Annotated in this window: 29 protein-coding genes; 23 read left to right on the forward strand and 6 right to left on the reverse strand. The window is 55.4% G+C overall.

Annotated elements, in window-relative coordinates:
* Positions 1–31: 31 nt before the first annotated feature.
* From JKP81_RS08630 to JKP81_RS08640, 3 genes are all read right to left on the reverse strand, one after another.
* Positions 32–250 carry a YheU family protein gene (locus JKP81_RS08630; protein WP_017459872.1) on the reverse strand — a complete coding sequence of 73 codons (219 nt, stop codon included), beginning with the start codon at positions 248–250 and terminating at the stop codon, positions 32–34.
* Positions 247–1,266: a hydrolase gene (locus JKP81_RS08635; RefSeq protein WP_200551398.1), complete on the reverse strand. Its 1,020-nt coding sequence runs from the start codon at positions 1,264–1,266 to the stop codon at positions 247–249. Before JKP81_RS08635 ends, JKP81_RS08630 begins: the two co-directional genes overlap by 4 nt.
* Before the next feature lie 91 nt (positions 1,267–1,357).
* Positions 1,358–2,077, reverse strand: a complete 720-nt coding sequence (locus JKP81_RS08640) for an NUDIX domain-containing protein (RefSeq protein WP_200551399.1) — start codon at positions 2,075–2,077, stop codon at positions 1,358–1,360.
* Positions 2,078–2,272: 195 nt separating this feature from the next.
* Between JKP81_RS08640 and prs the strand changes: the two genes are divergently transcribed.
* The 10 genes from prs (at position 2,273) to mdcH (ending at position 11,896) form a co-directional block, all read left to right on the forward strand.
* Entirely contained in the window at positions 2,273–3,133 is an 861-nt protein-coding gene (gene prs / locus JKP81_RS08645) for a ribose-phosphate diphosphokinase (RefSeq protein WP_200551400.1), read from the forward strand.
* Positions 3,134–3,146: 13 nt separating this feature from the next.
* Positions 3,147–4,637, forward strand: coding sequence for a nicotinate phosphoribosyltransferase (locus tag JKP81_RS08650; protein ID WP_200551401.1), 1,491 nt, complete (start codon positions 3,147–3,149; stop codon positions 4,635–4,637).
* A gap of 208 nt (positions 4,638–4,845) precedes the next feature.
* Positions 4,846–6,501: a malonate decarboxylase subunit alpha gene (gene mdcA, locus JKP81_RS08655; protein ID WP_045507892.1), complete on the forward strand. Its 1,656-nt coding sequence runs from the start codon at positions 4,846–4,848 to the stop codon at positions 6,499–6,501.
* Complete coding sequence (locus JKP81_RS08660) at positions 6,501–7,358, forward strand: triphosphoribosyl-dephospho-CoA synthase (protein WP_200551402.1); 858 nt, start codon at positions 6,501–6,503, stop codon at positions 7,356–7,358. Before mdcA ends, JKP81_RS08660 begins: the two co-directional genes overlap by 1 nt.
* A 9-nt stretch (positions 7,359–7,367) precedes the next feature.
* The gene (gene mdcC, locus JKP81_RS08665) at positions 7,368–7,667 is read left to right on the forward strand and encodes a malonate decarboxylase acyl carrier protein (RefSeq protein WP_020455512.1); all 300 of its coding nucleotides are present in this window, start codon (positions 7,368–7,370) and stop codon (positions 7,665–7,667) included.
* A complete protein-coding gene (locus tag JKP81_RS08670) occupies positions 7,660–8,496 on the forward strand; it encodes a biotin-independent malonate decarboxylase subunit beta (protein ID WP_200551403.1) in 837 nt (278 codons plus the stop codon). The genes mdcC and JKP81_RS08670 overlap by 8 nt, the downstream gene beginning before the upstream one ends.
* The gene (gene mdcE / locus JKP81_RS08675; protein WP_200551404.1) at positions 8,493–9,293 is read left to right on the forward strand and encodes a biotin-independent malonate decarboxylase subunit gamma; all 801 of its coding nucleotides are present in this window, start codon (positions 8,493–8,495) and stop codon (positions 9,291–9,293) included. Before JKP81_RS08670 ends, mdcE begins: the two co-directional genes overlap by 4 nt.
* A 121-nt stretch (positions 9,294–9,414) precedes the next feature.
* Complete coding sequence (locus tag JKP81_RS08680) at positions 9,415–10,374, forward strand: AEC family transporter (RefSeq protein ID WP_200551405.1); 960 nt, start codon at positions 9,415–9,417, stop codon at positions 10,372–10,374.
* 2 nt (positions 10,375–10,376) lie between these two features.
* On the forward strand, positions 10,377–10,997 hold the full coding sequence (locus tag JKP81_RS08685) for a malonate decarboxylase holo-ACP synthase (protein WP_200551406.1): 621 nt from the start codon (positions 10,377–10,379) through the stop codon (positions 10,995–10,997).
* The gene (gene mdcH / locus JKP81_RS08690; RefSeq protein ID WP_200551407.1) at positions 10,994–11,896 is read left to right on the forward strand and encodes a malonate decarboxylase subunit epsilon; all 903 of its coding nucleotides are present in this window, start codon (positions 10,994–10,996) and stop codon (positions 11,894–11,896) included. Before JKP81_RS08685 ends, mdcH begins: the two co-directional genes overlap by 4 nt.
* On the opposite strand, the gene JKP81_RS08695 is transcribed toward mdcH, so the two are convergent.
* Together JKP81_RS08695 and JKP81_RS08700 are read right to left on the reverse strand one after the other, a co-directional pair.
* Entirely contained in the window at positions 11,880–12,824 is a 945-nt protein-coding gene (locus JKP81_RS08695) for a LysR family transcriptional regulator (protein ID WP_200551408.1), read from the reverse strand. The two genes, mdcH and JKP81_RS08695, sit on opposite strands and share 17 nt — an antisense overlap.
* A 27-nt stretch (positions 12,825–12,851) precedes the next feature.
* Complete coding sequence (locus tag JKP81_RS08700) at positions 12,852–14,756, reverse strand: ABC transporter ATP-binding protein (RefSeq protein ID WP_200551409.1); 1,905 nt, start codon at positions 14,754–14,756, stop codon at positions 12,852–12,854.
* Between the two features lie 166 nt (positions 14,757–14,922).
* Between JKP81_RS08700 and kefG the strand changes: the two genes are divergently transcribed.
* The 4 genes from kefG (at position 14,923) to slyD (ending at position 18,175) form a co-directional block, all read left to right on the forward strand.
* Positions 14,923–15,477, forward strand: coding sequence for a glutathione-regulated potassium-efflux system ancillary protein KefG (kefG, locus tag JKP81_RS08705; protein ID WP_071925236.1), 555 nt, complete (start codon positions 14,923–14,925; stop codon positions 15,475–15,477).
* Positions 15,477–17,282, forward strand: a complete 1,806-nt coding sequence (gene kefB, locus JKP81_RS08710) for a glutathione-regulated potassium-efflux system protein KefB (RefSeq protein ID WP_200551410.1) — start codon at positions 15,477–15,479, stop codon at positions 17,280–17,282. The genes kefG and kefB overlap by 1 nt, the downstream gene beginning before the upstream one ends.
* 10 nt (positions 17,283–17,292) lie before the next feature.
* Positions 17,293–17,493, forward strand: coding sequence for a YheV family putative zinc ribbon protein (locus JKP81_RS08715; RefSeq protein WP_017459891.1), 201 nt, complete (start codon positions 17,293–17,295; stop codon positions 17,491–17,493).
* 94 nt (positions 17,494–17,587) lie between these two features.
* Positions 17,588–18,175: a peptidylprolyl isomerase gene (gene slyD, locus JKP81_RS08720; RefSeq protein ID WP_017459892.1), complete on the forward strand. Its 588-nt coding sequence runs from the start codon at positions 17,588–17,590 to the stop codon at positions 18,173–18,175.
* A gap of 157 nt (positions 18,176–18,332) precedes the next feature.
* On the opposite strand, the gene JKP81_RS08725 is transcribed toward slyD, so the two are convergent.
* Positions 18,333–18,551, reverse strand: a complete 219-nt coding sequence (locus JKP81_RS08725) for a protein SlyX (protein WP_200551411.1) — start codon at positions 18,549–18,551, stop codon at positions 18,333–18,335.
* A gap of 238 nt (positions 18,552–18,789) precedes the next feature.
* Between JKP81_RS08725 and fkpA the strand changes: the two genes are divergently transcribed.
* The 9 genes from fkpA to JKP81_RS08770 form a co-directional block, all read left to right on the forward strand.
* Positions 18,790–19,641 carry an FKBP-type peptidyl-prolyl cis-trans isomerase gene (gene fkpA, locus JKP81_RS08730; protein ID WP_131412012.1) on the forward strand — a complete coding sequence of 284 codons (852 nt, stop codon included), beginning with the start codon at positions 18,790–18,792 and terminating at the stop codon, positions 19,639–19,641.
* Positions 19,642–19,800: 159 nt separating this feature from the next.
* On the forward strand, positions 19,801–20,523 hold the full coding sequence (locus JKP81_RS08735; protein WP_017459895.1) for a transcriptional regulator: 723 nt from the start codon (positions 19,801–19,803) through the stop codon (positions 20,521–20,523).
* Complete coding sequence (gene tusD / locus JKP81_RS08740) at positions 20,523–20,909, forward strand: sulfurtransferase complex subunit TusD (protein WP_200551412.1); 387 nt, start codon at positions 20,523–20,525, stop codon at positions 20,907–20,909. The genes JKP81_RS08735 and tusD overlap by 1 nt, the downstream gene beginning before the upstream one ends.
* Positions 20,909–21,268 (forward strand): sulfurtransferase complex subunit TusC, encoded by a 360-nt coding sequence (gene tusC, locus JKP81_RS08745; RefSeq protein WP_200551413.1) that lies wholly within the window; start codon positions 20,909–20,911, stop codon positions 21,266–21,268. Before tusD ends, tusC begins: the two co-directional genes overlap by 1 nt.
* Before the next feature lie 7 nt (positions 21,269–21,275).
* Positions 21,276–21,563, forward strand: coding sequence for a sulfurtransferase complex subunit TusB (tusB, locus tag JKP81_RS08750; protein WP_200551414.1), 288 nt, complete (start codon positions 21,276–21,278; stop codon positions 21,561–21,563).
* Positions 21,564–21,687: 124 nt separating this feature from the next.
* Complete coding sequence (gene rpsL / locus JKP81_RS08755) at positions 21,688–22,062, forward strand: 30S ribosomal protein S12 (RefSeq protein ID WP_003023654.1); 375 nt, start codon at positions 21,688–21,690, stop codon at positions 22,060–22,062.
* A 97-nt stretch (positions 22,063–22,159) separates the two neighbouring features.
* A complete protein-coding gene (rpsG, locus tag JKP81_RS08760) occupies positions 22,160–22,630 on the forward strand; it encodes a 30S ribosomal protein S7 (RefSeq protein WP_007369802.1) in 471 nt (156 codons plus the stop codon).
* Between the two features lie 99 nt (positions 22,631–22,729).
* On the forward strand, positions 22,730–24,844 hold the full coding sequence (gene fusA / locus JKP81_RS08765) for an elongation factor G (protein ID WP_017459899.1): 2,115 nt from the start codon (positions 22,730–22,732) through the stop codon (positions 24,842–24,844).
* Positions 24,845–24,914: 70 nt separating this feature from the next.
* A partial coding sequence (locus JKP81_RS08770) for a GTP-binding protein (RefSeq protein ID WP_042932074.1) occupies positions 24,915–25,120 on the forward strand: 206 nt, incomplete at its 3' end.

Consider the following 25,120-nt stretch of genomic DNA (forward strand, 5'->3'; position numbering starts at 1 on the left):
ATTTCAGTATAGCCAGCCGCCATGTACCTGTTCAGTCGTGGAACTGCCCGCGCGGCATTATGTTGACCGTCTCGTGCAGTTCCGACCACACCAGTACGGCTTCGCCGCGTTGCAGCTGCCGTTTAACGTCGGCGACCTTTTGCTCAAGTGAACGCTCATGTTCACCATAATCAGTGCCTTCGCGCAAGACAAAGCTCTCAATCAGATTGTCCAGCGTCTGTGCATCAATTTCTTGCCAGGGAATAATCATCGTTTTTCCAGGTAAGCGGATAACCAATCCGGAATGCGTTTTTCCAGCCACATCTCCGGGTGGCGCAAGGTTCCGCCAACAAACCCGACATGGCCGCCGTGTTCCGTCAGTTGGTACTCAATATTCGCCGGTAAATGCCCGGCGTCCGGGATCACGTTGTGATCCATAAACGGGTCATCTTTCGCGTGGATAATCAGCGTCGGTTTACGAATATCCGGCAAAACCGGCATTGCGCTACAGCGGCGATAATAATCCAGTGCGTCGGCAAAACCGTGGATTTTTGCGGTGATCAGATCGTCGAACTCGCGAATACGGCGCAGCTTACGTAGCGCAGGCAAGGTAGTTGGCAGCGAACCAGGATAAGCGCGTAATTTGCGCGCGGCGTTCGCTTTCAGCAAATTCAACAAGTAGCGCTGATAAACGCGGGAAAATCCCTTATCCATATGATAACTGCAAGCTTCCAGTACCAACGGAGCTGAGACAATCACCGCTGCATCGACGGGCAAATCGTCATCGGCTTTTGCCAGCAAACAACCGAGCATGTTCCCGCCGAGCGAATAACCCACCGCTGCGGTTGGCGCGGATCCGAATTCCTGATGTAACCAGTGCAAGAACCAGGTGCCATCTTCGGTTTCACCCGAGTGATAAATGCGGTTCAGACGATTCGGGATGCCGCTGCAGCCGCGAAAATGCATCACCACGCCAAGCCAGCCGCGCTGCTTCGCCGCATGCACCAGACCGTGCGCGTATGGGCTGTGCAGGCTGCCCTCCAGACCATGGAAAACCACCAGCCGCGGTTTATGTTTTGCCTGATTAGGCTCTTCGCTCCAGGCCAAATCAACAAAGTCACCATCCGGCAGCTCAAGGCGCTGCCACCAGGGTTCAAACTGCAAACGGCGTCGAATCAGCCGTGGCAGCATGGTCTGCAAATGCGGGTTACGCACGCCGCGCATCGGGCGAAAGTCATGCGTATCGTCTGCAATTTCCGAAAGTTGTAAAGGTGTGATTTCAGCCATAACACAGAAAAAAAGAGTAGGTATTGGGACAACTATAACCGCGTAAGGGCATTCCGTTTGTTCATTTTACGGGAATTAGCACGATCGGGCATTAATCTGTTAGCAAATTCCGCGAAAACAGATGGATGTCGACGCCCGGTTTGCGCCGCCATAAACGCGCTTTACGCGCGCCGGTCGCCACGCTTTCGCCGGTCTCTTCAAACATGCCCGAGGCTTCAAAACGGCGAATCAAACTCTTGCGCTGAATAGGCTGACCAAGGATTATCTCCGTCGCTTCCTGTAATTGCGCCTGGGTAAACGTATCGGGCAAACAGTAAACCGGCAGGAGCGAGTACATGGTTTTCTGCCGCAGCCGATGCAGCGCCGCCTGAATTATCGCCTGATGATCAAAAGCCAGCTCAAAAGTCGCCAGCTCGCTTACCGGCACCCATTTCGCATCGCTAACGCTTGCGATATGCGGCGCGCAGGAGACCCACGAAATCAGTGCAAACCAGGCGATAGTCAGACTCCAGCCGCGCGGATCGCGCTGCGGGCCGGAAAAGGTATCCAGCTGTTCCAGCCACGATGGCGAAACGCCGGTTTTTTCCGTCAGTTTGCGCAGCGCCGTGGCGCGCGTGGAATCATCCTGCGCCATATCGATAAACCCGCCGGGCAATCCCCAGCGCCCTTGCTGGGGTTGGCTGGCTCGCTGAACCAATAACACGCAAAGCACCTGCTGATGCACCGTAAACAGCACGCTATCCACCGTCACCAGCGGTGAGGGGAAACGGCTGGCATCATAAGATTTCAGATACTCTGCTTCACTGATCATCGCTCACTCGCTCCTTTTTACACGCCTCAAGTTTATCAGCCTGCCCTGGTGCGGCAAGTTAACTTTTATCTGATTAATTTTCATGGGCTTAACTATTTATTCCCTGAATGATTAAAAAAACGCTTGCCTAATAATTGTCTTATGGACAATATTAATCGTGTCCGAGGGACACTAATTATTGAGTCGAGGTGAAAGATGGCGAGCAGAATCGAATTATTCATTGATAACGAGCAAGTTGCACTGAGCCAGTGTGCCTTTCCGGACGGCGCCGTCTGGCTCAAAGTGACCGGTAAACTTCCGTCATTCGGCCAGCAGATGCGGGTGCGTGTTGCCGCGATGCGCGATATGAACGACTTCATGTTGCTGGCACAACTGGTGGACGCCGTTCGTCACGCCGCCGATATCGCCGTAAGCCACCTGGAACTGGCGTGGTTGCCGTGGGCGCGTCAGGACAGGCATATGGTGCCTGGCGACAGCTTCGCGCTGAAAGTTTTCGCAAACCTTCTCAATACACTCAATTTCAACAAAGTTTTTGTGCTCGATCCGCACAGCGACGCCGCTGCCGCAGCCATCAATAACTGCGTGGTCATCGCGCAGGAAAGCTGCTTGATGCAGAGCGAAACCCTACGTCGCGCCATTGGCAATCGCGAGCTGATGCTGGTCGCGCCGGATGCCGGTGCGCTGAAGAAAATCCATAACGTGGCAAAAGCCAGTGGCGCACAAGAGTACGCCATCCTCACAAAAGAGCGTGATGTCGCAACCGGAAACCTGACGGGCTTCGCGCTGGTGGCCGGAGATGTCGCGGGCAAAGACCTGCTGATCGTCGATGACCTTTGCGATGCAGGTGGCACATTCATTGGTTCAGCCCAGGTGTTGCGCGATGCCGGCGCCCGCAGCGTCAGCCTGTATGTCACGCACGGCGTCTTTTCCAAAGGGGTTGAGAACCTGCTGAATAACGGTATCGACGTGATTTACACCACCACATCCTTCACCTCGCCTGCACTGACGGACCCGCGAGTTGAACTGATCGACATTGACGCTATTTTCCGCGCTTAAGGGAGACAACATCATGAATATCAATCCGATTCTGGCTATCGACGGTTACAAAGTTTCGCACCGTGTGCAGTACCCACAGGGGACAACGCAGGTTTATTCCAATTTCACGCCGCGCAGCGACCGCTTTTTCCAGTCGCCGGTAGCGGACGGCAAGCTGGTGTTCTTCGGTCTGCAGGGTTTCCTGAAGTGGTTTATGGTCGATTTGTTCAACGACGGCTTTTTTGCTCGCCCGGAAGAGGAAGTCGTTAATGAATACAAGCAAGTGATGGATAGCTATCTCGGCAGGGACGCCGTGGCGGTCGATCACATTCGCGCGCTGCACCGTTTGGGCTATCTGCCGCTGCACATTAAATCGCTGGATGAAGGCAGCAAAGTACCGATGAAAGTGCCGGTTCTGACCATTACCAATACCCGCGAGGAGTTTTTCTGGCTGGTGAACTACCTGGAAACGGTGCTTTCCGCCGAGCTGTGGAAAGCCTCCACCAACGCTACCATTGCGCACCATTACCGGAAAATTTGCGAACAATGGGCAGCAAAAACCTGCACGGATTTCTCGCACCTCGATTTCCAGTGCCACGACTTCTCGTTTCGCGGCATGGCTGGCCTGCACGATACAGCGCAGGCGGGCGCGGGGCATTTACTGAGTTTTAAAGGCACCGACAGTATTCCCTCTCTGCTGTATGCCCGCGATCACTACACCGCTGGGGAAGAGTACTTTATTGGTGCCAGCATTCCGGCGACCGAGCACAGTGTGATGTGCATGGGCGAACACGACCATGAAATCGAAACCTTCCGCCGCCTGATTGCTGATATCTATCCGCAGGGATTTGTCTCTATCGTCTCCGATACGTGGGATTACTGGCGCGTATTGACAGAATATACCCGCGAACTGAAACAGATAATCCTGGGGCGTGACGGGCGCGTGGTATTCCGTCCGGACAGCGGCGACCCGGTGGAAATCCTTTGCGGTACAGGGGCGGATGATGACACGCGTGCAGAACGTAGCCCGGAGGAGAAAGGTTCGGTCGAAGTGCTGTGGGAAATCTTTGGCGGCACGGTCAATGAGAAGGGGTACAAAGTGCTGGACCCGCACGTTGGTCTGATTTACGGCGACTCCATTACCCTGGCGCGCGCCAATGAGATCCTGCGCCGTCTGGAAGCCAAAGGTTTTGCCAGTTCTAACGTGGTGTTTGGCGTCGGCTCGTTTACTTATCAGTACAACACCCGTGACACTTTCGGTTTTGCGATGAAAGCCACCTGGGGTGCGGTAAACGGTGAAGGACGCATGATTTTTAAAGAGCCAAAAACCGATAACGGCCTGAAGCGTTCGGCGCGCGGGTTATTGCGTGTGGATCGCGATGCGCAAGGCGAACTGCAACTGCACGATGAGCAGAGCTGGGAGCAGGAAAAAGGCGGTGAGCTGAAAACCCGCTTCCTCGACGGCAAGCTTTATCAGACCGAGCATTTCGAACAGATTCGCCAGCGCCTGGCGAACCAGCATTAATCCTCAGCTGGCGGTACGCCCGTACCGCCAGCGCCATAAGCCTTTCTTCTGATGTGGAAATTGACACACATCACAAATACTTTCATTTAATTATTACTCTCAGGCTAATGATTTGGCCGCCTCCTTAATTGATGGCTTTCTCACCACGGCGCACACTGAGTTCAGTGTTAAGCAAGTCAAAATGATGAGCTGAATCAGGAGGTTAATAATGTTATCTGGGCAAACGCCAGCACAGGTATGGAACACGCGGCGCAGCGAGAAACAGCGCCGCCTGGCGTCCATTCCCGTGCAGGGCAAGGTACTGCCGACCGGCGACCTTGTCGCCATGCTGGAAAAACTGATTGCACCGGGCGACCGCGTGGTGCTGGAAGGAAACAACCAAAAACAGGCAGATTTCCTCTCGCGAACACTTGCCGAAGTCAATCCGCAGAAAGTTCACGACCTGCATATGATTATGCCGAGCGTCGGGCGCAGTGAACACCTTGATATCTTTGAAAAAGGCATCGCCCGCAAGCTGGACTTCTCCTTCTCCGGTACCCAGAGTCTGCGCATTTCGCAACTGCTGGAAGATGGTCTGCTGGAAATCGGTGCGATCCACACTTACATCGAGCTTTACTCCCGCCTGTACGTTGACCTGTGCCCGAATGTGGCGCTGATTGCCGGTTATAAAGCGGACCGTAAAGGTAACCTTTACACCGGCCCAAGTACCGAAGATACCCCGGCGCTGGTAGAAGCCGCCGCCTTCCGCGACGGCATCGTTATCGCTCAGGTCAATGAGCTGGTGGATGACGAATGCGACCTGCCGCGTGTGGATATCCCCGGTTCCTGGATCGACTACGTGGTGGTCGCCGACAAACCGTTCTTTATCGAACCGCTGTTTACCCGCGACCCGCGCCTCATCAAGCAAGAACACATTCTGATGGCGATGATGGCCATCAAAGGTATCTACGCCGAGCATCAGGTGCAGTCGCTCAACCACGGTATCGGTTTTAACACCGCGGCGATTGAATTGCTGCTGCCGACCTACGGTGAACAGCTCGGTCTGAAAGGCAAAATCTGTAAACACTGGACGCTGAACCCGCACCCAACGCTGATCCCGGCGATTGAAAGCGGCTGGGTGGAAAGTGTGCACTGCTTCGGCGGCGAATTGGGGATGGAAGAGTACATCCGCGCTCGCCCGGACGTGTTCTTCACCGGTTCCGACGGTTCCATGCGTTCCAACCGCGCGTTCTGCCAGCTAGCAGGTCAGTACGCGGTCGATATGTTTATCGGCTCGACGTTACAAGTCGATGGCCTGGCAAACTCTTCCACCGTGACCCGCGGTCGTCTTTCGGGCTTTGGTGGCGCGCCAAACATGGGCCACGACCCGCACGGTCGCCGCCACGCAACACCGGCTTGGCTGAACATGATCACCGAACCTGATCCGATGCAGCGCGGTAAAAAACTGGTGGTGCAGATGGTGGAAACTTTCCAGGCCGGTGCGAAACCCACCTTCGTGGAAAAACTCGACGCCGTGGACGTGGCGAAAACCTCCGGCATGCCGCTGGCTCCGGTAATGATTTATGGCGATGACGTGACGCACGTGCTGACCGAAGAGGGGATTGCTTACCTCTATCGCGCTGAAAGTCTTGAAGAGCGCCGGGCGATGGTCGCGGCGGTGGCGGGGATCACCGATATCGGTCTGGGTGTTGACGCTAAACGTGTCGCCCAGCTTCGCCAGAGCGGCAAAGTGGTCTACCCGGAAGATATGGGCATTCGCCGTACTGACGCGACTCGTTCGTTGCTGGCTGCCAGCAGCGTAGCGGATCTGGTTGAGTGGTCCGGCGGGCTGTACAACCCACCTGCGAAGTTCCGGAGCTGGTAATGAAACTTCTGCCACGGATTGACGCTGAAGGCGGTGCCGAATGGTTGGCGCGAACCGCCACACTGTGTCTGATTGACGAAGCACGATTAAGCCCGAAGCCCGGTCTGGTGGACAGCCGGGGGAATGGTGCGCATCACGATTTAACGCTCGAACTGATGGAGCGTTCCGCGCACAGCCTGACCCCCACGTTTCAGGCGCTGGCGCAACAAAGCTGGCGGCGGCCAGCGGATGTAGCGCTCAGACAAACCATTGGGCGATTAGGTCGGGAAGGTGAGCAGCAGATGATGGCGGCCACCGGTGGCGTAAATACCCATCGCGGCGCGATCTGGGCATTAGGGTTGCTGGTAAGCGCTGTAGCCATGTCGGGCGGTAGCGCACCGGCACAGGAGATTGCCGCCACGGCCGCAAAGCTGGCGCAACTGCCGGATGACGCTGCACCGAAGCTCTTCAGCAAAGGGCTGCGCGCCACGCACCGTTACCGGGTACCGGGCGCGCGTGAAGAGGCGCAGCAAGGCTTTCCGCACATTATCACGCTGGCGTTGCCGCAGTTGCAGCACAGCCGCCAGCGCGGCAGCAGCGAAGCGCAGGCCAGGCTCGATGCACTGATGGCAATCATGACCTCGCTCAGCGATACCTGCGTGCTTTCCCGCGCGGGGCTGGAAGGTCTGGACGCGATGCGTCAGGGGGCGAGCGCGGTGCTGCAAGCCGGTGGCGTTGCGTCAAAGGCCGGTCAGCAAGCGTTAGCCGAACTGGATGCGCGGATGCTGGCGCTGAACGCGTCGCCGGGCGGCGCGGCAGATTTACTCGCGGCGACACTGTTTCTCGATCGCATGACCACGCCTTATTTAGCGAATTAAGAGGAAGTTATGGAACACATTACGATAACCGTGCCTGCTGGCCGCGCATTACGCGGTAAAGCGCTGGCGGGCGTTGTGGGCTCCGGGGATATGGAGGTGTTATTCACCGCCGACCAGGGGCAAACACTGACAATTGAGATCACCACCTCCGTGGATAACAGCCGTGGACGTTGGGAAGCGCTGTTCAACCGTCTTGGTCTGGTAAGCACGCTGCCTGCGGGCCAGCTTGTGATCCACGATTTCGGCGCGACGCCCGGTGTGGCGCGCATCCGTATCGAACAGGTATTCGAAGAGGTGAGCTATGCGTGACGATCGCAGTTTTATCGAACTCAAAGCGCGCCAGCGCGCACAGGCGCTGCTCGATGATGGCAGCTACCGCGAATTGCTGGATCCGTTTGAAGGCATTATTTCGCCGTGGTTAGGGCCGCAGGGCATTGTGCCGCAGGCCGATGACGGCATGGTGGTCGCCAAAGGCACCATTAATGGCCAGCCGGCGGTTGTGGTGGCGATTGAAGGCGCGTTCCAGGGCGGCAGCATGGGCGAAGTCTCCGGCGCGAAAATGGCGGCGGCACTTGAGCTGGCTGCGGAAGATAACCGTAACGGTATCCCGACTCAGGCGGTGCTGTGCCTTGAAACCGGAGGCGTGCGCTTGCAGGAAGCCAACCTCGGGCTGGCGGCGATTGCTGATATTCATGCGGCAATTATTGACCTGCGCCGCTACACGCCGGTTATCGGCATCGTTGCCGGTACGGTTGGCTGCTTTGGCGGGATGTCTATCGCCGCTGCGCTCTGTAGTTACCTAATTGTGACGCGCGAAGCGCGTCTCGGTCTGAACGGCCCGCAGGTTATCGAACAGGAAGCCGGGATTGAAGAATACGACTCCCGCGACCGTCCGTTTATCTGGAGCATGACCGGCGGCGAAGTGCGTTATCGCAGCGGGCTGGTGGATGCGCTGGTCGGCGACGGCATCAATGCAGTGAAACAGGCGATGAACGAGGCGATTGCCAAAGGCGTGCCTGCCAAACATCGCACCGATAAGTACGACGATTATTTGCAACGTCTGACCGGCTTCGACACCCGCAAACAAGCGGATGCCGAACAGATCAGCGCGTTGTTTGCCGGGGAGGGGAAAGCATGAGTACGACAGTAAGCCGCGGCGCGTTATGGCTGGAGAAACTGGCGCCGAATGCAACACGTCTTAGCGGGCTATGCCCGTCCGTGCAGGCAGCCGATGGCAAGGTTAATGGCGAAGCCGTGCGTTTTATCGCCGTGGTGCCGGATGCCAACAACCATTATCCGCGTGCGGCAAAAGGTGAAGTCGGTCTGCTGGAGGGCTGGACGCTGGCGAAAGTGGTGAGTGAAACCGTGGCCGCTGATGCCAGCAACAGCGTGAAGCGCCCAATCATTGCGGTGATTGATGTGCCAAGCCAGGCCTATGGTCGCCGCGAAGAAGCCTTTGGTATTCACCAGGCACTAGCCGGTGCGGCTGCGGCCTACGCCAACGCGCGGCTGGCGGGACATCCGGTAATTGGTTTGATCGTCGGTAAAGCGATGTCCGGGGCGTTTCTGGCCCACGGCTACCAGGCGAACCGCCTGATAGCCTTTAACGATGCCGGTGTGCTGATCCACGCCATGGGTAAAGAGTCGGCGGCGCGCATTACCTTGCGTACCGTGGAGGCGCTGGAAAAACTGGCGGCCACCATTCCGCCAATGGCTTATGACATCAGTAACTACGCGACGCTGGGGCTGCTTGCCGATCTGCTGAACATCAGCAATCCGGACGCACCATCAGACGCCGATCTGGCGCAGGTGCAGAGCACGCTGCACCAGGCCATCAACGACGCTCGTCAGGACACCACGTTGAAAAACCGTCTGGGTGCTGACAACCGCCGCAGCTCCGCTCTCGTGCGCGAACGCATGAAAGCGAGCTGGTAAGTAAAAAGAAACCTGCCAGATAGCAACGCATGGGCGCGCACGCCGCGCTCATGCGCTACTGAAAATAATAACCATCGCGCTAGTGCTATTTCTTTTCCTTTTAAAGGCTTACAGGTGATTTATGACTTACGTAATTGTTCATGCCCTCGCACCGATATTCGTCATCATGTTGCTGGGTTTCTGGGCGGGAAAGGCCAAAATGGTCGACAACAAAAACGTCTCCCTGCTGAATATTTTTGTGATGGATTTTGCCCTGCCCGCAGCGCTGTTTAGCGCTACCGTTCAGACGCCGTGGACCGGGATCATCGCGCAGTCACCGCTGATTCTGGTGCTGACCCTCTCCATGTGGATTACCTATGCCGCTATCTATTTTCTGGCGACCTCGGTTTTCAAAAAATCGCCGCAGGATGCCGCCGTACTGACGCTGACTGTCGCGCTGCCGAACTACGCCGCGCTCGGCCTGCCGATCCTGGGCAGCGTGCTGGGTGAAGGCCCGTCGACATCGCTCTCCGTTGCAGTTTCTATCGCCTGTGGTTCAGTGCTGATGACGCCGTTCTGCTTACTGATCCTTGAGCGTGAAAAAGCGCGAGCTGCGGGTGACAACACCGGTTCTACGCTGGCTATGTTGCCGATACTGATGTGGCGCTCGGTGAAAAAACCGATTGTCTGGGGGCCGCTGCTGGGCGTGGTGCTCTCCGCTATCGGCATTAAAATGCCGGAACTGGTGCTGGCGTCCATCAAACCGCTCGGCCTCGCTGCCACGGCTGCGGCGCTGTTCCTGACCGGTGTGATCCTTTCGGCGCGAAAACTGGCGATTAACACCATGGTTATTTCTGCCACCATCACCAAGCTTTTGATCCAACCGGCGATTGCGTGGGGGATTGTGCTGGTGTTGGGTCTGCACGGTTCGGTGGCAATCACCGCTATCCTGATGATTGCGCTGGCTGCGGGTTTCTTCGGTGTGGTATTTGGTAACCGCTTTGGCGTGCAATCGCCGGATGCAGAAGCCGTGCTGCTGTTGAGCTCTGTGCTCTGTATCCTGTCGCTGCCGCTGTTTATCACGCTGACTTCAGGAATGTAATCATGACCGCAACATTACGCCCGCACGATCTGCTCTGGCTTCGCGCACAAGATGCGCTGGAAGGGGTAACCGAACCCTGGGTTGCCGAGATCTGGCACGCTGGTTTACCGGTGGTGGTGCGGCGTGATGTTGCACAAAACGGACGCATCCCCGTTGGTGTGCGCGGCCTGCGCCGCGATCAACGCGCGGCGGGGTGGGTAAAGCCTGAACAGGTTATCCGTGTGGTTTCACCCGAACAACTGGTCGCACCGCAAGAACTGCCGCGTTCGCCGTTTATCTCCCAGCCGCCGGTACAACTGGCGCTGCAACTGGCGCAGTTTTCCTGGCCGTGGACGTGGGGAGTAACCGGCAGCAGCGGTTATGCCCTGGCGACCAGTATTCCGGTTATCCATGCGACCAGCGATCTTGACTTGCTTATCCGCGCGCCGGAACCGCTTTTCCCCCGCGATTTAACCCGCTGGCAGCAGCAGCTTAGCGGCGGGCTTTGCCGGGCGGATACCCAGGTAGAAACGCCGAATGGCGGCTTTGCCTTAGCCGAGTGGCTGCGTGACGGGCGGGTAATGCTGAAAACCAACCACGGGCCGCGCCTGGTGAGCGACCCTTGGCAAAGGGAGGATTCATGAAGATCATCTTTACTTTTCCGGGGCAGGGGACACAGCGTCCGGGAATGTTACAGGCGCTGCCCGGCAGTGAAATGGATGAAGCTCGCGACGTGTTGGGGGCGGAAATCGACAACCTCGATACCGCCGAATCGCTAAAGCATACCCGCGCAGTACAACTGGCGCTGCTGATTGCCGGTGTCGCCTGGGCGCGCGAATTACAGCGGCGCGGCGTGCGTGTTGATATCACCAGCGGCCTGTCGATTGGCGCATATCCGGCGGCGGTGATCGCGGGCGCGCTCGATTTTCGTGATGCGCTGCGTCTGGTGGCACTGCGCGGCGATTTAATGGAGCAGGCGTATCCGCATGGCTACGGGCTGACGGCGATTATGGGGCTGACGTTGCCCACGGTGGAAACGCTGATCGAAGGCAGCGGAGCCTATATCGCTAATCTCAACGCTGAGACGCAGATTGTCATTGCCGGCAGTGATGAGGTGATGGCGCAAGTGGCGCAACGGGCATTAGCAAAAGGGGCCAGCAAGGCGCAGCGCCTCGCAGTCAGCGTACCTTCCCACTGTGCATTGCTGGAAAAACCCGCCGAAAAACTGGCGCAGGCGTTTGCAGATGTGACGCTCCGCCGCCCGCAGTGCGCTTATTTAAGCGGTAGCACCGGGCGCGTGTTATGGCAGCCGGAGAAAATCGCTGACGATCTGGCGTGGAATATGGCGCGCACCGTGCGCTGGCAAGAGGCGGTTGTTGCCGCTAATGAACGCGACGCGCGGCTGGCGATTGAAATGCCGCCGGGCGGTATTCTGACCTGCCTGACCCGGCAAGCCGCGTGGAACGGCGAAAGCATTTCGCTGGAGCGCAGCGGTGTGGATGTGGCGGTACATCTGGCGAATCGCCTCAGGATGCAGACGTAATGTTTTCTTGCAGGCTGCGGGCGTACATGCGCCCTTCCGCCGCCAGCGCCAGCAAGTTGGGATCGCGCTCGCGGTTGCGGGAAAAGACAATGGCGATCAATTGCTGCATTTGATACGGCTCGGCGAGGCGCAACATCTGCACGGATCCTTCGTAGACTTTCTTCATTCTTCCCGGCATCAGCGTAAACCCGACGCCCGCTTGTACCAGGCTCAGCATGGAGAAGATGTCATTCACGCGGGTGACAATTTCCGGCTCAAAACCGGCGATATGAAATGCTTCCTGAAAACCGGCATAGGTGGCGAAACCTTCGGCCAGTGAAACAAATTTTTGCGTGCGGTAATCGCGCAGATCGGCAAGGGTATCGGTTTCAAGCGTGGCGCTCGCTGGTGCGGCAAGGAAGATGTCGTCATGGAACAGCGGCAGAACTTCGAGGTTGTTGCGGTCGATATCGCTTTCTGAAATGGAGATCAAAATCGCGTCAAGGCTGCCTTCCTCAAGCATATGCAACAGCGTTTCGTTTGAGCCCATCGTCAGATCCATCTCCAGATCAGGACGCCGCAATTTCATTCCCATTATCAGCCGCGGTACGGTTTCCAGCGTCAGGGAGTAGAGCGTACCGACGCGCAACCGCCCCTGGCCAACGCCAGCGGTTTTACGCGCTTCATCCAGCCCGCGCTCCATTAACTGCGTCACTTCCTGGCAATACTCCAGCAGCGTCCACGCGGCAGGCAGCGGGATAAGGTTACGGCCTTTATGGGCAAACAGCGGGCAACGGACATTCTCTTCCAGCGTGTGCAGCGCCCGGTGTACGCTGACACCGCTGAGATTGAGCGCTTCGGCGGCGCGCGCAATATTGCCCTTTTCCATAAAGGCCATGAAGATGCCCAGCTTGCGAAACGTAATGTCGTTGGTGATATCCAGATTCATAAGCTCTCCCGCCGCCGTCGTTGCGTGTTACTCCCCTTGCAACATGGCTTCCAGTTGCTCGTGCGCGTCCAGCCAGGCCATTTCGCACTCTTCGAGGCCCGATTTTGCCGCCGCCTGCTGTTGCAAACAGGTGGTTAATTCCGCTTTGCGGCTTTGATCGTAAAGACCGCTGTCACCGAGCTTTTCTTCGGCCTGCGCCAGTTGGGCGTTGAGTTTTTCCATCTCTTTTTCCAGCCGGGCAATCTCTTTGCGCAGTGGCTGAGTTTGCGTACGTAGCTCGGCTTCCCGGCGCTTCTGATCTTTACGCGCCTGCGCGCTGTTGGCGCCCTCTTTTACCGTATCCGCAGGCTGGCTTTCCTGTTTTTGCACGTCGCTCAGCCATTGCTGGTAATCTTCCAGATCGCCTTCGAACGGCTCCACTTTGCCGTCGTGCACCAGGTAGAGATCGTCTGTGGTGGAGCGAATCAGGTGGCGATCGTGCGACACGACCACTAACGCGCCTTCAAACTCAATCAGCGCTTCGGTCAGCGCCTGGCGCATATCCAGATCGAGGTGGTTGGTCGGTTCATCGAGCAGCAGCAGGTTTGGACGCTGCCAGACGATCAACGCCAGCACCAGACGCGCTTTTTCGCCGCCGGAGAAGCGCTCGGTGATTTCCGTGACTTTATCGCCCTGGAAACCAAAGCCGCCCAGGTAATCGCGCAGTTTCTGCTCCAGCTCCTGCGGTGCGAGACGCGCCAGGTGCTGCAACGGTGATTCGTCAGCGCGTAAAAACTCCAGTTGATGCTGGGCGAAGTAACCGAGCTTAATGCCTTTCGCCAGCCCGATTTCACCGCTCTGCGCCGCCAGTTCACCTGCCAGCAGTTTGATAAGCGTGGATTTACCCGCGCCGTTACGTCCCAGCAGGCCAATGCGTGAACCCGGCACCAGATTCAGCTTGATGGCGTTCAGAATGGTGCGATCGCCGTAACCGGCGCTCACTTTTTCCATCTTTAATAGCGGGTTGGGCAGGCTTTCCGGTGCGCGGAAGCTGAAGTGGAACGGGTTATCGACGTGTGCTGGCGCAATCAACTCCATGCGCTCAAGCATTTTGATGCGGCTTTGTGCCTGTTTCGCTTTACTGGCTTTCGCTTTGAAGCGGTCGATAAAGCTTTGCAGATGCGCAACGCGCTGCTGCTGGCTTTCATAAGTGGCCTGCTGCTGGGCAAGGCGCGTGGCGCGCTGGCGCTCAAACGAGCTGTAGTTGCCGGTATATTCGAACAGGCTTTGTTGCTCGATATGCAGAATTTTGTCCACCACCGGATCGAGGAAATCGCGGTCGTGGGAAATCAGGATCAGCGTTCCCTGGTAGCTTTTCAGCCACTTTTCCAGCCAGATCACTGCATCGAGATCGAGGTGGTTGGTCGGTTCATCAAGCAGCAGTAAGTCGGAGCGGCAAATCAGCGCCTGCGCGAGGTTTAAACGCATACGCCAGCCACCGGAGAAGTCGCTTACCGGGCGCTCCAGTTGCTCGTTGCTGAAACCCAGACCGTGCAGCAGACTGGACGCGCGCGAGCGAATGGTCCACGCATCAATCGCGTCGAGCTTTCCGTGCACGGTGGCAATGGCGTGACCATCGTTACGTTCGTTGGCGGCGTTAAGTTCGGCTTCAAGCTGGCGGTATTCGCGATCGCCATCGATCACATAGTCTATAGCCGCTTCATTCAGCGCTGGCGTTTCCTGGTTCACCCATGCCAGTTGCCAGGTGCCGGGAAACGTGAAGCTGCCGCCGTCGGCACCGATCTCGTTTTTCAATAGCGACAGCAGCGTGGATTTGCCGCAGCCGTTTTTACCCACCAGGCCTACTTTCTGGCCCGGGTTAATGGTGGCTGTGGCGTTATCCAGCAGGACACGCACGCCGCGACGAATTTGTAACGAGGAGAAAACAATCATAAGGCGCCGTATGTTCAGACTATGTTAATTTGTCATTATGATAATGTAAGTGTGCGGCCAAAAGACGCACCGGGGCCGCAATGGTAGCCCAAAATGAAGATGATAGACAAAATCATTCTGGCAGCGCCCACAGGCCGCTCGCCAGAGTTTGACGCCCGGGAGGGGAATGATGTCGCAGACAGCGAAAGTGTTGCTGCTGTATGCCCATCCGGAATCACAGGACTCGGTGGCTAACCGGGTTTTGCTTAAGCCGGCAACGCAGCTGCAAAATGTCACGGTGCACGATCTTTATGCCCGTTACCCTGACTTTTTTATCGATATTCCTTATGAACAGGCGTTGCTGCGCGAGCATGACGTCATTGTGTTTCAACATCCGTTATATACCTACAGTTGCCCGGCGCTGCTCAAAGAGTGGCTTGACCGTGTGTTAAGCCGTGGCTTTGCCAGCGGCATTGGCGGGAACCAACTCGCGGGAAAGTATTGGCGTAGCGTGGTCACCACCGGAGAACCGGAGGCCGCGTATCGTCACGATGGGCTTAATCGCTACTCCATGAATGACATTTTGCGCCCGTTTGAGCTGACTGCCGCCATGTGCCGTATGCACTGGTTAAGCCCGATTATTGTGTACTGGGCGCGCCGGCAACAGCCGCAGGAGTTGGCGAGTCATGCCAAAGCGTATGGTGACTGGCTGGCATCGCCGTTGCCTGTGGGAGGCCGTTAATGGAAGGTTCCGCGCTCTTACTGGCCGGTGTGTTATTTCTTTTCGCGGCAGTTGTCGCCGTCCCGCTTGCCGCGCGTTTAGGGATTGGCGCGGTGCTCGGCTATTTGCTTGCGGGTATCGCGATTGGCCCGTGGGGGCTGGGGTTTATCAGCGATGTTGATGAAATCCTCCATTTCTCCGAGCTGGGCGTGGTGTTCCTGATGTTTATTATCGGGCTGGAGCTGAACCCGCGAAAACTTTGGGAGCTTCGGCGCTCCATCTTTGGCGTGGGCGCGGCACAGGTGCTGCTCAGTGCGGCGATCCTCGCCGGGTTACTGATGCTGACGCAATTCTCCTGGCAGGCGGCGGTGATTGGCGGTATCGGTCTGGCGATGTCATCCACCGCGATGGCGCTGCAACTGATGCGCGATAAAGGCATGAACCGCAGCGAGTCCGGCCAACTGGGATTTTCGGTGCTGCTGTTTCAGGATTTAGCGGTGATCCCGGCGCTGGCGCTGGTGCCGTTGCTGGCAGGCAATGGTGATGAGCATCTCGACTGGATGAAGGTTGGCATGAAAGTGCTGGCGTTCGCGGGCATGTTAATTGGCGGTCGCTATTTGCTGCGGCCTGTGTTCCGCTTTATTGCCGGTTCCGGGGTGCGTGAAGTGTTTACCGCCGCGACGTTACTGTTGGTGCTTGGTTCGGCGCTATTTATGGATGCGCTGGGGTTATCAATGGCGCTGGGAACCTTTATCGCTGGCGTGTTGCTGGCCGAAAGCGAATATCGCCACGAACTTGAGATCGCGATCGAGCCTTTTAAAGGGCTGCTGCTAGGGTTGTTTTTTATTTCCGTTGGCATGGCGCTGAACCTCGGCGTGCTCTATACCCATCTGCTATGGGTGGTGCTGAGCGTTGCGGTGCTGGTGGCGGTAAAATCGCTGGTGCTGTATGGGTTGTCGCGGATATACGGTTTGCGCAGCTCGGAGCGTATGCAGTTCGCCGGTGTGTTAAGTCAGGGTGGTGAATTCGCGTTTGTTTTGTTCTCTTCCGCATCTTCTCAGCGTCTGTTCCAAAATGATCAAATGGCGCTGCTGCTGGTGACCGTCACGTTGTCGATGATGACCACACCGTTGCTGATGCGCGGCGTGGATAAACTGCTCTCCCGGCGTTTTAACACCCCGGAAGATGAAGATGAAACCCCATGGGTGGAAGATGATAAACCCCAGGTGATTGTGGTGGGGTTTGGCCGTTTTGGTCAGGTGATTGGCCGTCTGTTAATGGCGAATAAGATGCGCATTACCGTGCTGGAGCGTGATATCAGCGCCGTCAATTTGATGCGTAAATATGGGTATAAAGTGTATTACGGGGATGCAACTCAAGTGGAGTTGTTGCGCTCGGCAGGCGCGGAAGCGGCGCAATCGATCGTCATCACCTGTAATGACCCGCTGGATACGATGAAGCTGGTGGAGATTTGCCAGCAGCATTTTCCGAACCTGGCAATCCTGGCACGCGCTCGCGGGCGTGTGGAAGCGCATGAACTCCTTCAGGCCGGTGTGACGCAGTTTTCCCGCGAGACGTTCTCCAGTGCGCTGGAGTTAGGGCGTAAGACGCTTATTTCGCTGGGGATGCATCCACATCAGGCTCAGCGTGCGCAACTGCACTTTAAACGTTTGGATATGCGTATGCTGCGCGAGCTGATGCCGGTGCATACCGATACGATGCAAATTTCCCGTGTCCGCGAAGCGCGGCGCGAGCTGGAGGAGATTTTCCAGCGTGAAATGCAGCAAGAGCGTCGCCAGCTGGATGGTTGGGACGAGTTTGAATAAGGGGAATCGAATGGCTGTACGAAAACGTTTTATCGCCGGGGCGGTTTGCCCGGCATGCCAGGCGAAGGACTCAATGGCAATGTGGCGTGAAAATAATGTCGATATTGTTGAGTGCGTTAAGTGCGGGCATCAGATGCGTGAAGCGGATAAAGAAGCCCGCGAGCATGTTCGCAAAGATGAGCAAGTGATTGGCATTTTTCATCCGGACTAGCGAGATCGGGCAGCTTTTTTTAAGCTAAAGGGTACACGGGTGCAGAATTCCGCTACAATCTGCGCCAGTAATTTTCCCACGCTCAGGAGATATCATGAAAGTAGCAAAAGACCTGGTGGTCAGCCTGGCCTATCAGGTACGTACAGAAGACGGTGTATTGGTTGATGAGTCTCCGGTGAGTGCGCCGCTGGACTACCTGCACGGTCACGGTTCCCTGATCTCTGGTCTGGAAAACGCGCTGGACGGTCACGAAGTCGGCGACAAATTCGATGTGGCTGTTGGCGCGAACGACGCTTACGGTCAGTACGACGAAAACCTGGTGCAGCGCGTACCGAAAGACGTCTTTATGGGCGTTGACGAGCTGCAGGTTGGCATGCGCTTCCTGGCAGAAACCGACCAGGGCCCGGTACCGGTAGAAATCACCGAAGTGGAAGACGACCACGTTGTTGTTGACGGTAACCACATGCTGGCTGGCCAGAACCTGAAGTTCAACGTTGAAGTTGTTGCTATCCGCGAAGCAACCGAAGAAGAGCTGGCTCACGGCCACGTTCACGGTCCGCATGGTCACGATCATGACCACGACCACGATCACGACGGTTGCTGCGGTGGCCACGGTCACGATCACGGCCATGACCACGGTAAAGGTGGTTGCGGCGGTAATGGCGGTTGCGGCTGCCACTAATACGCGTCGTTTTTCGCGCCGCAGGGGCGTTGGCTTCGCTTTCAAACCCCGGTCGCATCGTTTTCTGTGCTCCCGGGGATTTTCAAGTTTGCCGCCTGCCTGCAACACGAAATTCATAGCGTCATTGATAAGCGGGGAAACCCGCTTTTTTTACGCCTTAATAATGGGGCGGCGGCGTCTCTTCTGAAGGGGATGCCATGTGCGAAGGCTGGCTGGCTTTGAGCTTTTCCGCCATTAACCGCAGATGTTCGCGCAGCTTCGCCATTTCCAGCTCATGGGTAACAACCGTCTGGTTTAATTCCTCGATGGTCATCTCCTGAAAAGCCAACCGGCTCTCCAGTTCCGCCAGTCGCGCTTCTGTTGTTAACTCTTGCATACATCACCTCTGGATTGCGTCCGGCCTGATTTTCGTTAAACGGGCGAATTTTACTGAACTTTGCCGCCAGGTACAGCTTTGGCAAAGAAAAGCAGAAACTTATTTAAACAAAAATAGTCAGAAAACAGGTGAATTCAGGTGGTGTCCTTATGTTGATTTCCACCGCAACGCTTTATAGTACGTCTCTTACATTTTTGTTTAACCCTGGGGCGAGATGCCCCGGCCCCTGGAGAAATGGATGAAATCACTGTTTAAAGTCACGCTGCTGGCGACCACGATGGCCGTCGCCCTTCACGCACCGATCTCTTTCGCTGCCGATACCGCTGCAAAGAAAGAACCGGCTGCAGCAGCTGACAGCAAAGCGGCATTTAAAAATGACGACCAGAAATCCGCCTATGCGCTGGGCGCTTCGCTGGGCCGCTACATGGAAAACTCGCTGAAAGAGCAGGAAAAACTGGGTATCAAACTGGATAAAGCTCAGCTGATCGCCGGTGTTCAGGACGCGTTTGCCGATAAGAGCAAACTGAGCGACCAGGAGATCGAACAAACCCTGCAAGCGTTTGAGACGCGTGTGAAAACTGCCGCGCAGGATCGCATGGAAAAAGACGCTGCTGACAACGAAGCAAAAGGTAAAGCCTTCCGTGACACCTTCGCCAAAGAGAAAGGTGTGAAAACGTCCGATACCGGTCTGCTGTACAAAGTAGAGAAAGAAGGTACCGGTGATGCGCCGAAAGACAGCGACACGGTTGTTGTGAACTACAAAGGCACGCTGATCGACGGTAAAGAGTTCGATAACTCTTACACCCGTGGTGAGCCGCTCTCTTTCCGTCTTGACGGTGTTATCCCTGGCTGGACCGAAGGCCTGAAAAATATCAAGAAAGGCGGCAAAATCAAACTGGTTATCCCACCGGCACTGGCTTACGGGAAAACTGGCGTTCCGGGCATTCCGGCTAACTCCACGCTGGTATTTGATGTCGAGTTGCTGGATATCAAAGCCGCACCGAAAGCAGATGCCGCAGCGCCAGAAGCTGCACCGGCAGCGGGCGATAAAGCTGCTGACGCAAAAGCCGCAGACACCAGTAAGAAATAAAATTTGCAATAGCGCCGCCTCCGGGCGGCGTTTTTTTTTGCAGCAGGGATATAATTCTGGAAAGCTTAACCTACGATGTATTAATTTATATCCCCATATAAATACTGAGCCTGCCCTGAAAACATAACGACAGGCTCCTGAAAAGGAGTGTTTTTTTTCATGTCCAGGTCGCTATTAACCAACGAAACCAGTGAACTTGATTTGCTGGATCAACGTCCTTTCGATCAGACCGACTTCGATATCCTCAAATCCTATGAAGCGGTGGTGGACGGGTTAGCGATGCTCATTGGCAGCCACTGTGAAATCGTTTTGCACTCCCTGCAAGATTTGAAATGTTCCGCAATCCGTATTGCCAATGGCGAACACACAGGGCGTAAAATTGGCTCGCCCATCACCGATCTCGCTCTGCGCATGCTGCATGATATGACCGGCGCCGACAGCAGCGTATCGAAGTGCTACTTTACCCGCGCGAAAAGCGGTGTGCTGATGAAGTCCGTCACTATCGCTATCCGTAACCGCGATCACCGCGTGATTGGTCTGCTGTGCATCAACATGAACCTTGATGTGCCGTTCTCACAGATCATGAGCACTTTTGTGCCGCCAGAAACGCCTGATGTTGGCTCTTCGGTGAACTTTGCTTCCTCAGTGGAAGATCTGGTCATGCAAACGCTGGAGTTCACCATTGAAGAGGTCAACGCCGATCGTAACGTTTCTAACAACGCCAAGAATCGCCAGATCGTACTGAATCTCTACGAGAAGGGGATCTTTGATATCAAAGACGCGATCAACCAGGTCGCCGATCGCCTCAATATTTCAAAACACACCGTTTATCTCTATATCCGCCAGTTCAAAAGCGGTGATTTTTCCGTACAGGATCGTTAATGCGTTTTGCCCTGATGGTCACCGGCCCGGCGTATGGAACCCAACAGGCCAGCAGCGCGTACCAGTTTGCGCAGGCGCTACTGGATGCCGGGCATACGTTAGCCAGCGTCTTTTTTTATCGCGAAGGGGTGAGCAACGCGAACGCGCTCACGGCGCCCGCCAGTGATGAATTTGACATGGTCCGCGCCTGGCAGCGCCTGCATGAGGAACACCAGGTCGAGCTGCATATCTGCGTTGCTGCCGCGCTGCGCCGAGGCGTCGTTGATGATGCCGAAGCACAACGTCTGGCGTTATCTGGCGCAAACCTGCAAGCCGGTTTTTCACTGACCGGCCTTGGCTCGCTGGCGGAAGCCGCGCTCTCTTGCGATCGGGTGGTGCAATTCTGATGCAACGTATCGCCTTTGTATTTACTTCTGCGCCGCATGGTTCCGCTTCCGGTCGCGAAGGGCTGGATGCGTTGCTGGCGACTTCAGCGTTTACCGATGATATCGGCGTGTTTTTTATTGGTGATGGGGTATTCCAGTTACTGGCCAATCAGCAGCCGGACGCGGTATTAGCGCGCGATTACATCGCGACGTTTAAAGTTCTGCCGCTTTATGACATCGAACAGTGCTGGCTGTGTGCAGATTCGCTACGTGAGCGTGGGTTAGGCGAGGAGACCACCTTCGTGTTGCCGGCTCAGCGCCTGGAACCGGATGCGCTGCGCGAAAAGCTTGATAGTTACACCGTCGTTCTGACCTTTTGAGGCATTTATGCTGCATACCTTGTCCCGCTCTCCCTGGCAGTGTGATATGGCGTCGATGCTCCGTTTGCTGCGCCCCGGCGACGATCTTCTGCTGCTTTCAGATGGCGTAACGGCAGCCTTGCAAAACGGGCGCTATGTTGAGTTATTGCTAAACGCCCCCATAACTGTGCACGCGCTTAAAGAAGATATCGATGCCCGTGGTCTGGGTGGTCAAATTTCAAGCAGTGTCGTCAGGGTTGGCTATACTGATTTCGTTAGTCTGACGGTGAAAAACACTGTTCAGATGCATTGGTAATGTGTGATCGCTGTATATTTCTTGACACCTTTTAAGCACAGCCATAAAATTCTGCGTCCTCATATTATATGAGGCCGTTTTATTACGTGTTTACGAAGCAAAAGCTAAAACCAGGAGCTATTTAATGGCAACAGTTAACCAGCTGGTACGCAAACCACGCGCTCGCAAAGTTGCAAAAAGCAACGTGCCTGCGCTGGAAGCATGCCCGCAAAAACGTGGCGTATGTACTCGCGTATATACTACCACCCCGAAAAAACCGAACTCCGCACTGCGTAAAGTATGTCGTGTTCGTTTGACCAACGGTTTTGAAGTGACTTCCTACATCGGTGGTGAAGGTCACAACCTGCAGGAGCACTCCGTGATCCTGATCCGTGGCGGTCGTGTAAAAGACCTCCCGGGTGTTCGTTACCACACTGTACGTGGCGCGCTCGACTGCTCCGGTGTTAAAGACCGTAAGCAATCTCGCTCCAAATACGGCGTGAAACGTCCTAAGGCTTAATGGTTCTCCGTTAAGTAAGGCCAAACTGTTTTAACTTTAATGTCAAACTAAACTCTTAGAGTTTTGGACAATCCTGAATTAACAACGGAGTATTTCCATGCCACGTCGTCGTGTTATTGGTCAGCGTAAAATTCTGCCGGATCCGAAGTTCGGATCAGAACTGCTGGCTAAATTTGTCAATATCCTGATGGTAGACGGTAAAAAATCTACTGCAGAAGCAATCGTATACAGCGCGCTTGAGACCCTGGCTCAGCGTTCTGGTAAAAATGAACTGGAAGCTTTCGAAGTAGCTCTCGAAAACGTGCGCCCGACTGTAGAAGTTAAGTCTCGCCGCGTTGGTGGTTCTACTTATCAGGTTCCGGTTGAAGTTCGTCCGGTTCGTCGCAATGCTCTGGCAATGCGTTGGATCGTTGAAGCTGCTCGTAAACGCGGTGATAAATCCATGGCTCTGCGCCTGGCGAACGAACTTTCCGATGCTGCGGACAACAAAGGTACCGCAGTTAAGAAACGTGAAGACGTTCACCGTATGGCCGAAGCCAACAAGGCGTTCGCACACTACCGTTGGTAATCCCTTCGGAGTTTTAGTCATATGGCGGGCGCTTCAAGCAAGTGGCCCGCCGTTTGGCAACTTAAATTTGAACGCCTAAAGAGACAAACGAGGAATCAAATGGCTCGTACAACACCCATCGCACGCTACCGTAACATTGGTATCAGTGCGCACATCGACGCCGGTAAAACCACGACTACCGAACGTATTCTGTTCTACACCGGTGTAAACCACAAAATCGGTGAAGTTCATGACGGCGCCGCAACCATGGACTGGATGGAGCAGGAGCAGGAGCGTGGTATTACCATTACCTCCGCAGCGACTACCGCATTCTGGTCTGGTATGGCGAAGCAGTATGAACCGCATCGCGTAAACATCATCGACACCCCGGGGCACGTTGACTTCACCATCGAAGTAGAACGTTCCATGCGTGTTCTTGACGGTGCGGTAATGGTTTACTGCGCCGTTGGTGGTGTTCAGCCGCAGTCTGAAACCGTATGGCGTCAGGCAAACAAATATAAAGTTCCGCGCATCGCGTTCGTTAACAAAATGGACCGCATGGGCGCTAACTTCCTGAAAGTTGTTGGTCAGATCAAAACCCGTCTGGGCGCGAACCCGGTTCCGCTGCAGCTGGCAATTGGTGCTGAAGAAGGTTTCACCGGTGTTGTTGACCTGGTGAAAATGAAAGCCATCAACTGGAACGATGCAGACCAGGGCGTAACCTTCGAATACGAAGATATCCCGGCTGAGATGCAGGATCTGGCTGACGAATGGCACCAGAATCTGATCGAATCCGCTGCTGAAGCTTCTGAAGAGCTGATGGAGAAATACCTGGGTGGTGAAGAACTGACTGAAGAAGAGATCAAAAAAGCTCTGCGTCAGCGTGTTCTGAACAACGAAATCATCCTGGTAACTTGTGGTTCTGCGTTTAAGAACAAAGGTGTTCAGGCGATGCTGGATGCGGTAGTTGACTACCTGCCGTCCCCGACTGACGTACCTGCGATCAACGGTATCCTGGACGATGGTAAAGATACTCCGGCTGAGCGTCACGCAAGTGATGAAGAGCCGTTCTCTGCGCTGGCGTTCAAAATCGCTACCGACCCGTTTGTTGGTAACCTGACCTTCTTCCGTGTGTACTCCGGTGTGGTTAACTCTGGTGATACCATCCTGAACTCCGTGAAATCTGCACGTGAGCGTTTCGGCCGTATCGTTCAGATGCACGCTAACAAACGTGAAGAGATCAAAGAAGTTCGCGCTGGCGACATCGCTGCTGCAATCGGTCTGAAAGACGTGACCACTGGTGACACCCTGTGTGACCCGGATCACCCGATCATTCTGGAACGTATGGAATTCCCGGAACCGGTAATCTCCATCGCGGTAGAACCGAAAACCAAAGCTGACCAGGAAAAAATGGGTCTGGCTCTGGGCCGTCTGGCGAAAGAAGACCCGTCATTCCGCGTATGGACTGATGAAGAATCTAACCAGACCATTATCGCTGGTATGGGTGAGCTGCACCTCGACATCATCGTTGACCGTATGAAACGTGAATTCAACGTTGAAGCGAACGTCGGTAAACCTCAGGTTGCTTACCGCGAAGCGATTCGTGCGAAAGTTACCGATATCGAAGGTAAACACGCTAAGCAGTCTGGTGGTCGCGGTCAGTACGGTCATGTTGTTATCGACATGTACCCGCTGGAGCCGGGCTCTAACCCGAAAGGTTACGAGTTCATCAACGACATCAAAGGTGGTGTAATTCCTGGCGAATACATCCCGGCCGTTGATAAAGGTATCCAGGAACAGCTGAAATCTGGCCCGCTGGCGGGTTACCCGGTAGTTGATCTCGGTGTGCGTCTGCACTTCGGTTCTTACCACGACGTTGACTCCTCTGAACTGGCGTTTAAACTGGCTGCGTCTATTGCCTTTAAAGATGGCTTTAAGAAAGCGAAACCAGTTCTGCTTGAGCCGATCATGAAGGTTGAAGTAGAGACTCCGGAAGAGAACACCGGTGACGTAATCGGTGACCTTAGCCGTCGTCGCGGTATGCTGCGCGGTCAGGAATCTGAAGTTACTGGCGTTAAGATCCACGCTGAAGTTCCGCTGTCTGAAATGTTTGGATATGCAACTCAGCTGCGTTCTCTGACCAAAGGTCGTGCGTCTTATACTATGGAATTCCTGAAGTATGATGATGCGCCGAACAACGTTGCTCAGGCCGTAATTGAAGCCCGTGGTAAATAAGCCGCAGGGTTAAAACCAAAGTCCCGTGCTCTCTCCAAAGAGGGAGAGCACTATAGTAAGGAATAAAGCCGTGTCTAAAGAAAAATTTGAACGTACAAAACCGCACGTCAACGTCGGTACTATCGGCCACGTTGACCATGGTAAAACTACTCTGACCGCTGCAATCACTACCGTTCTGGCTAAAACCTACGGTGGTTCTGCTCGCGCATTCGACCAGATCGATAACGCGCCGGAAGAAAAAGCTCGTGGTATCACCATCAACACGTCTCACGTTGA

The organism is Kosakonia sp. LAM2021 (genome assembly GCF_016620385.1).
GTDB lineage: Bacteria > Pseudomonadota > Gammaproteobacteria > Enterobacterales > Enterobacteriaceae > Kosakonia > Kosakonia sacchari.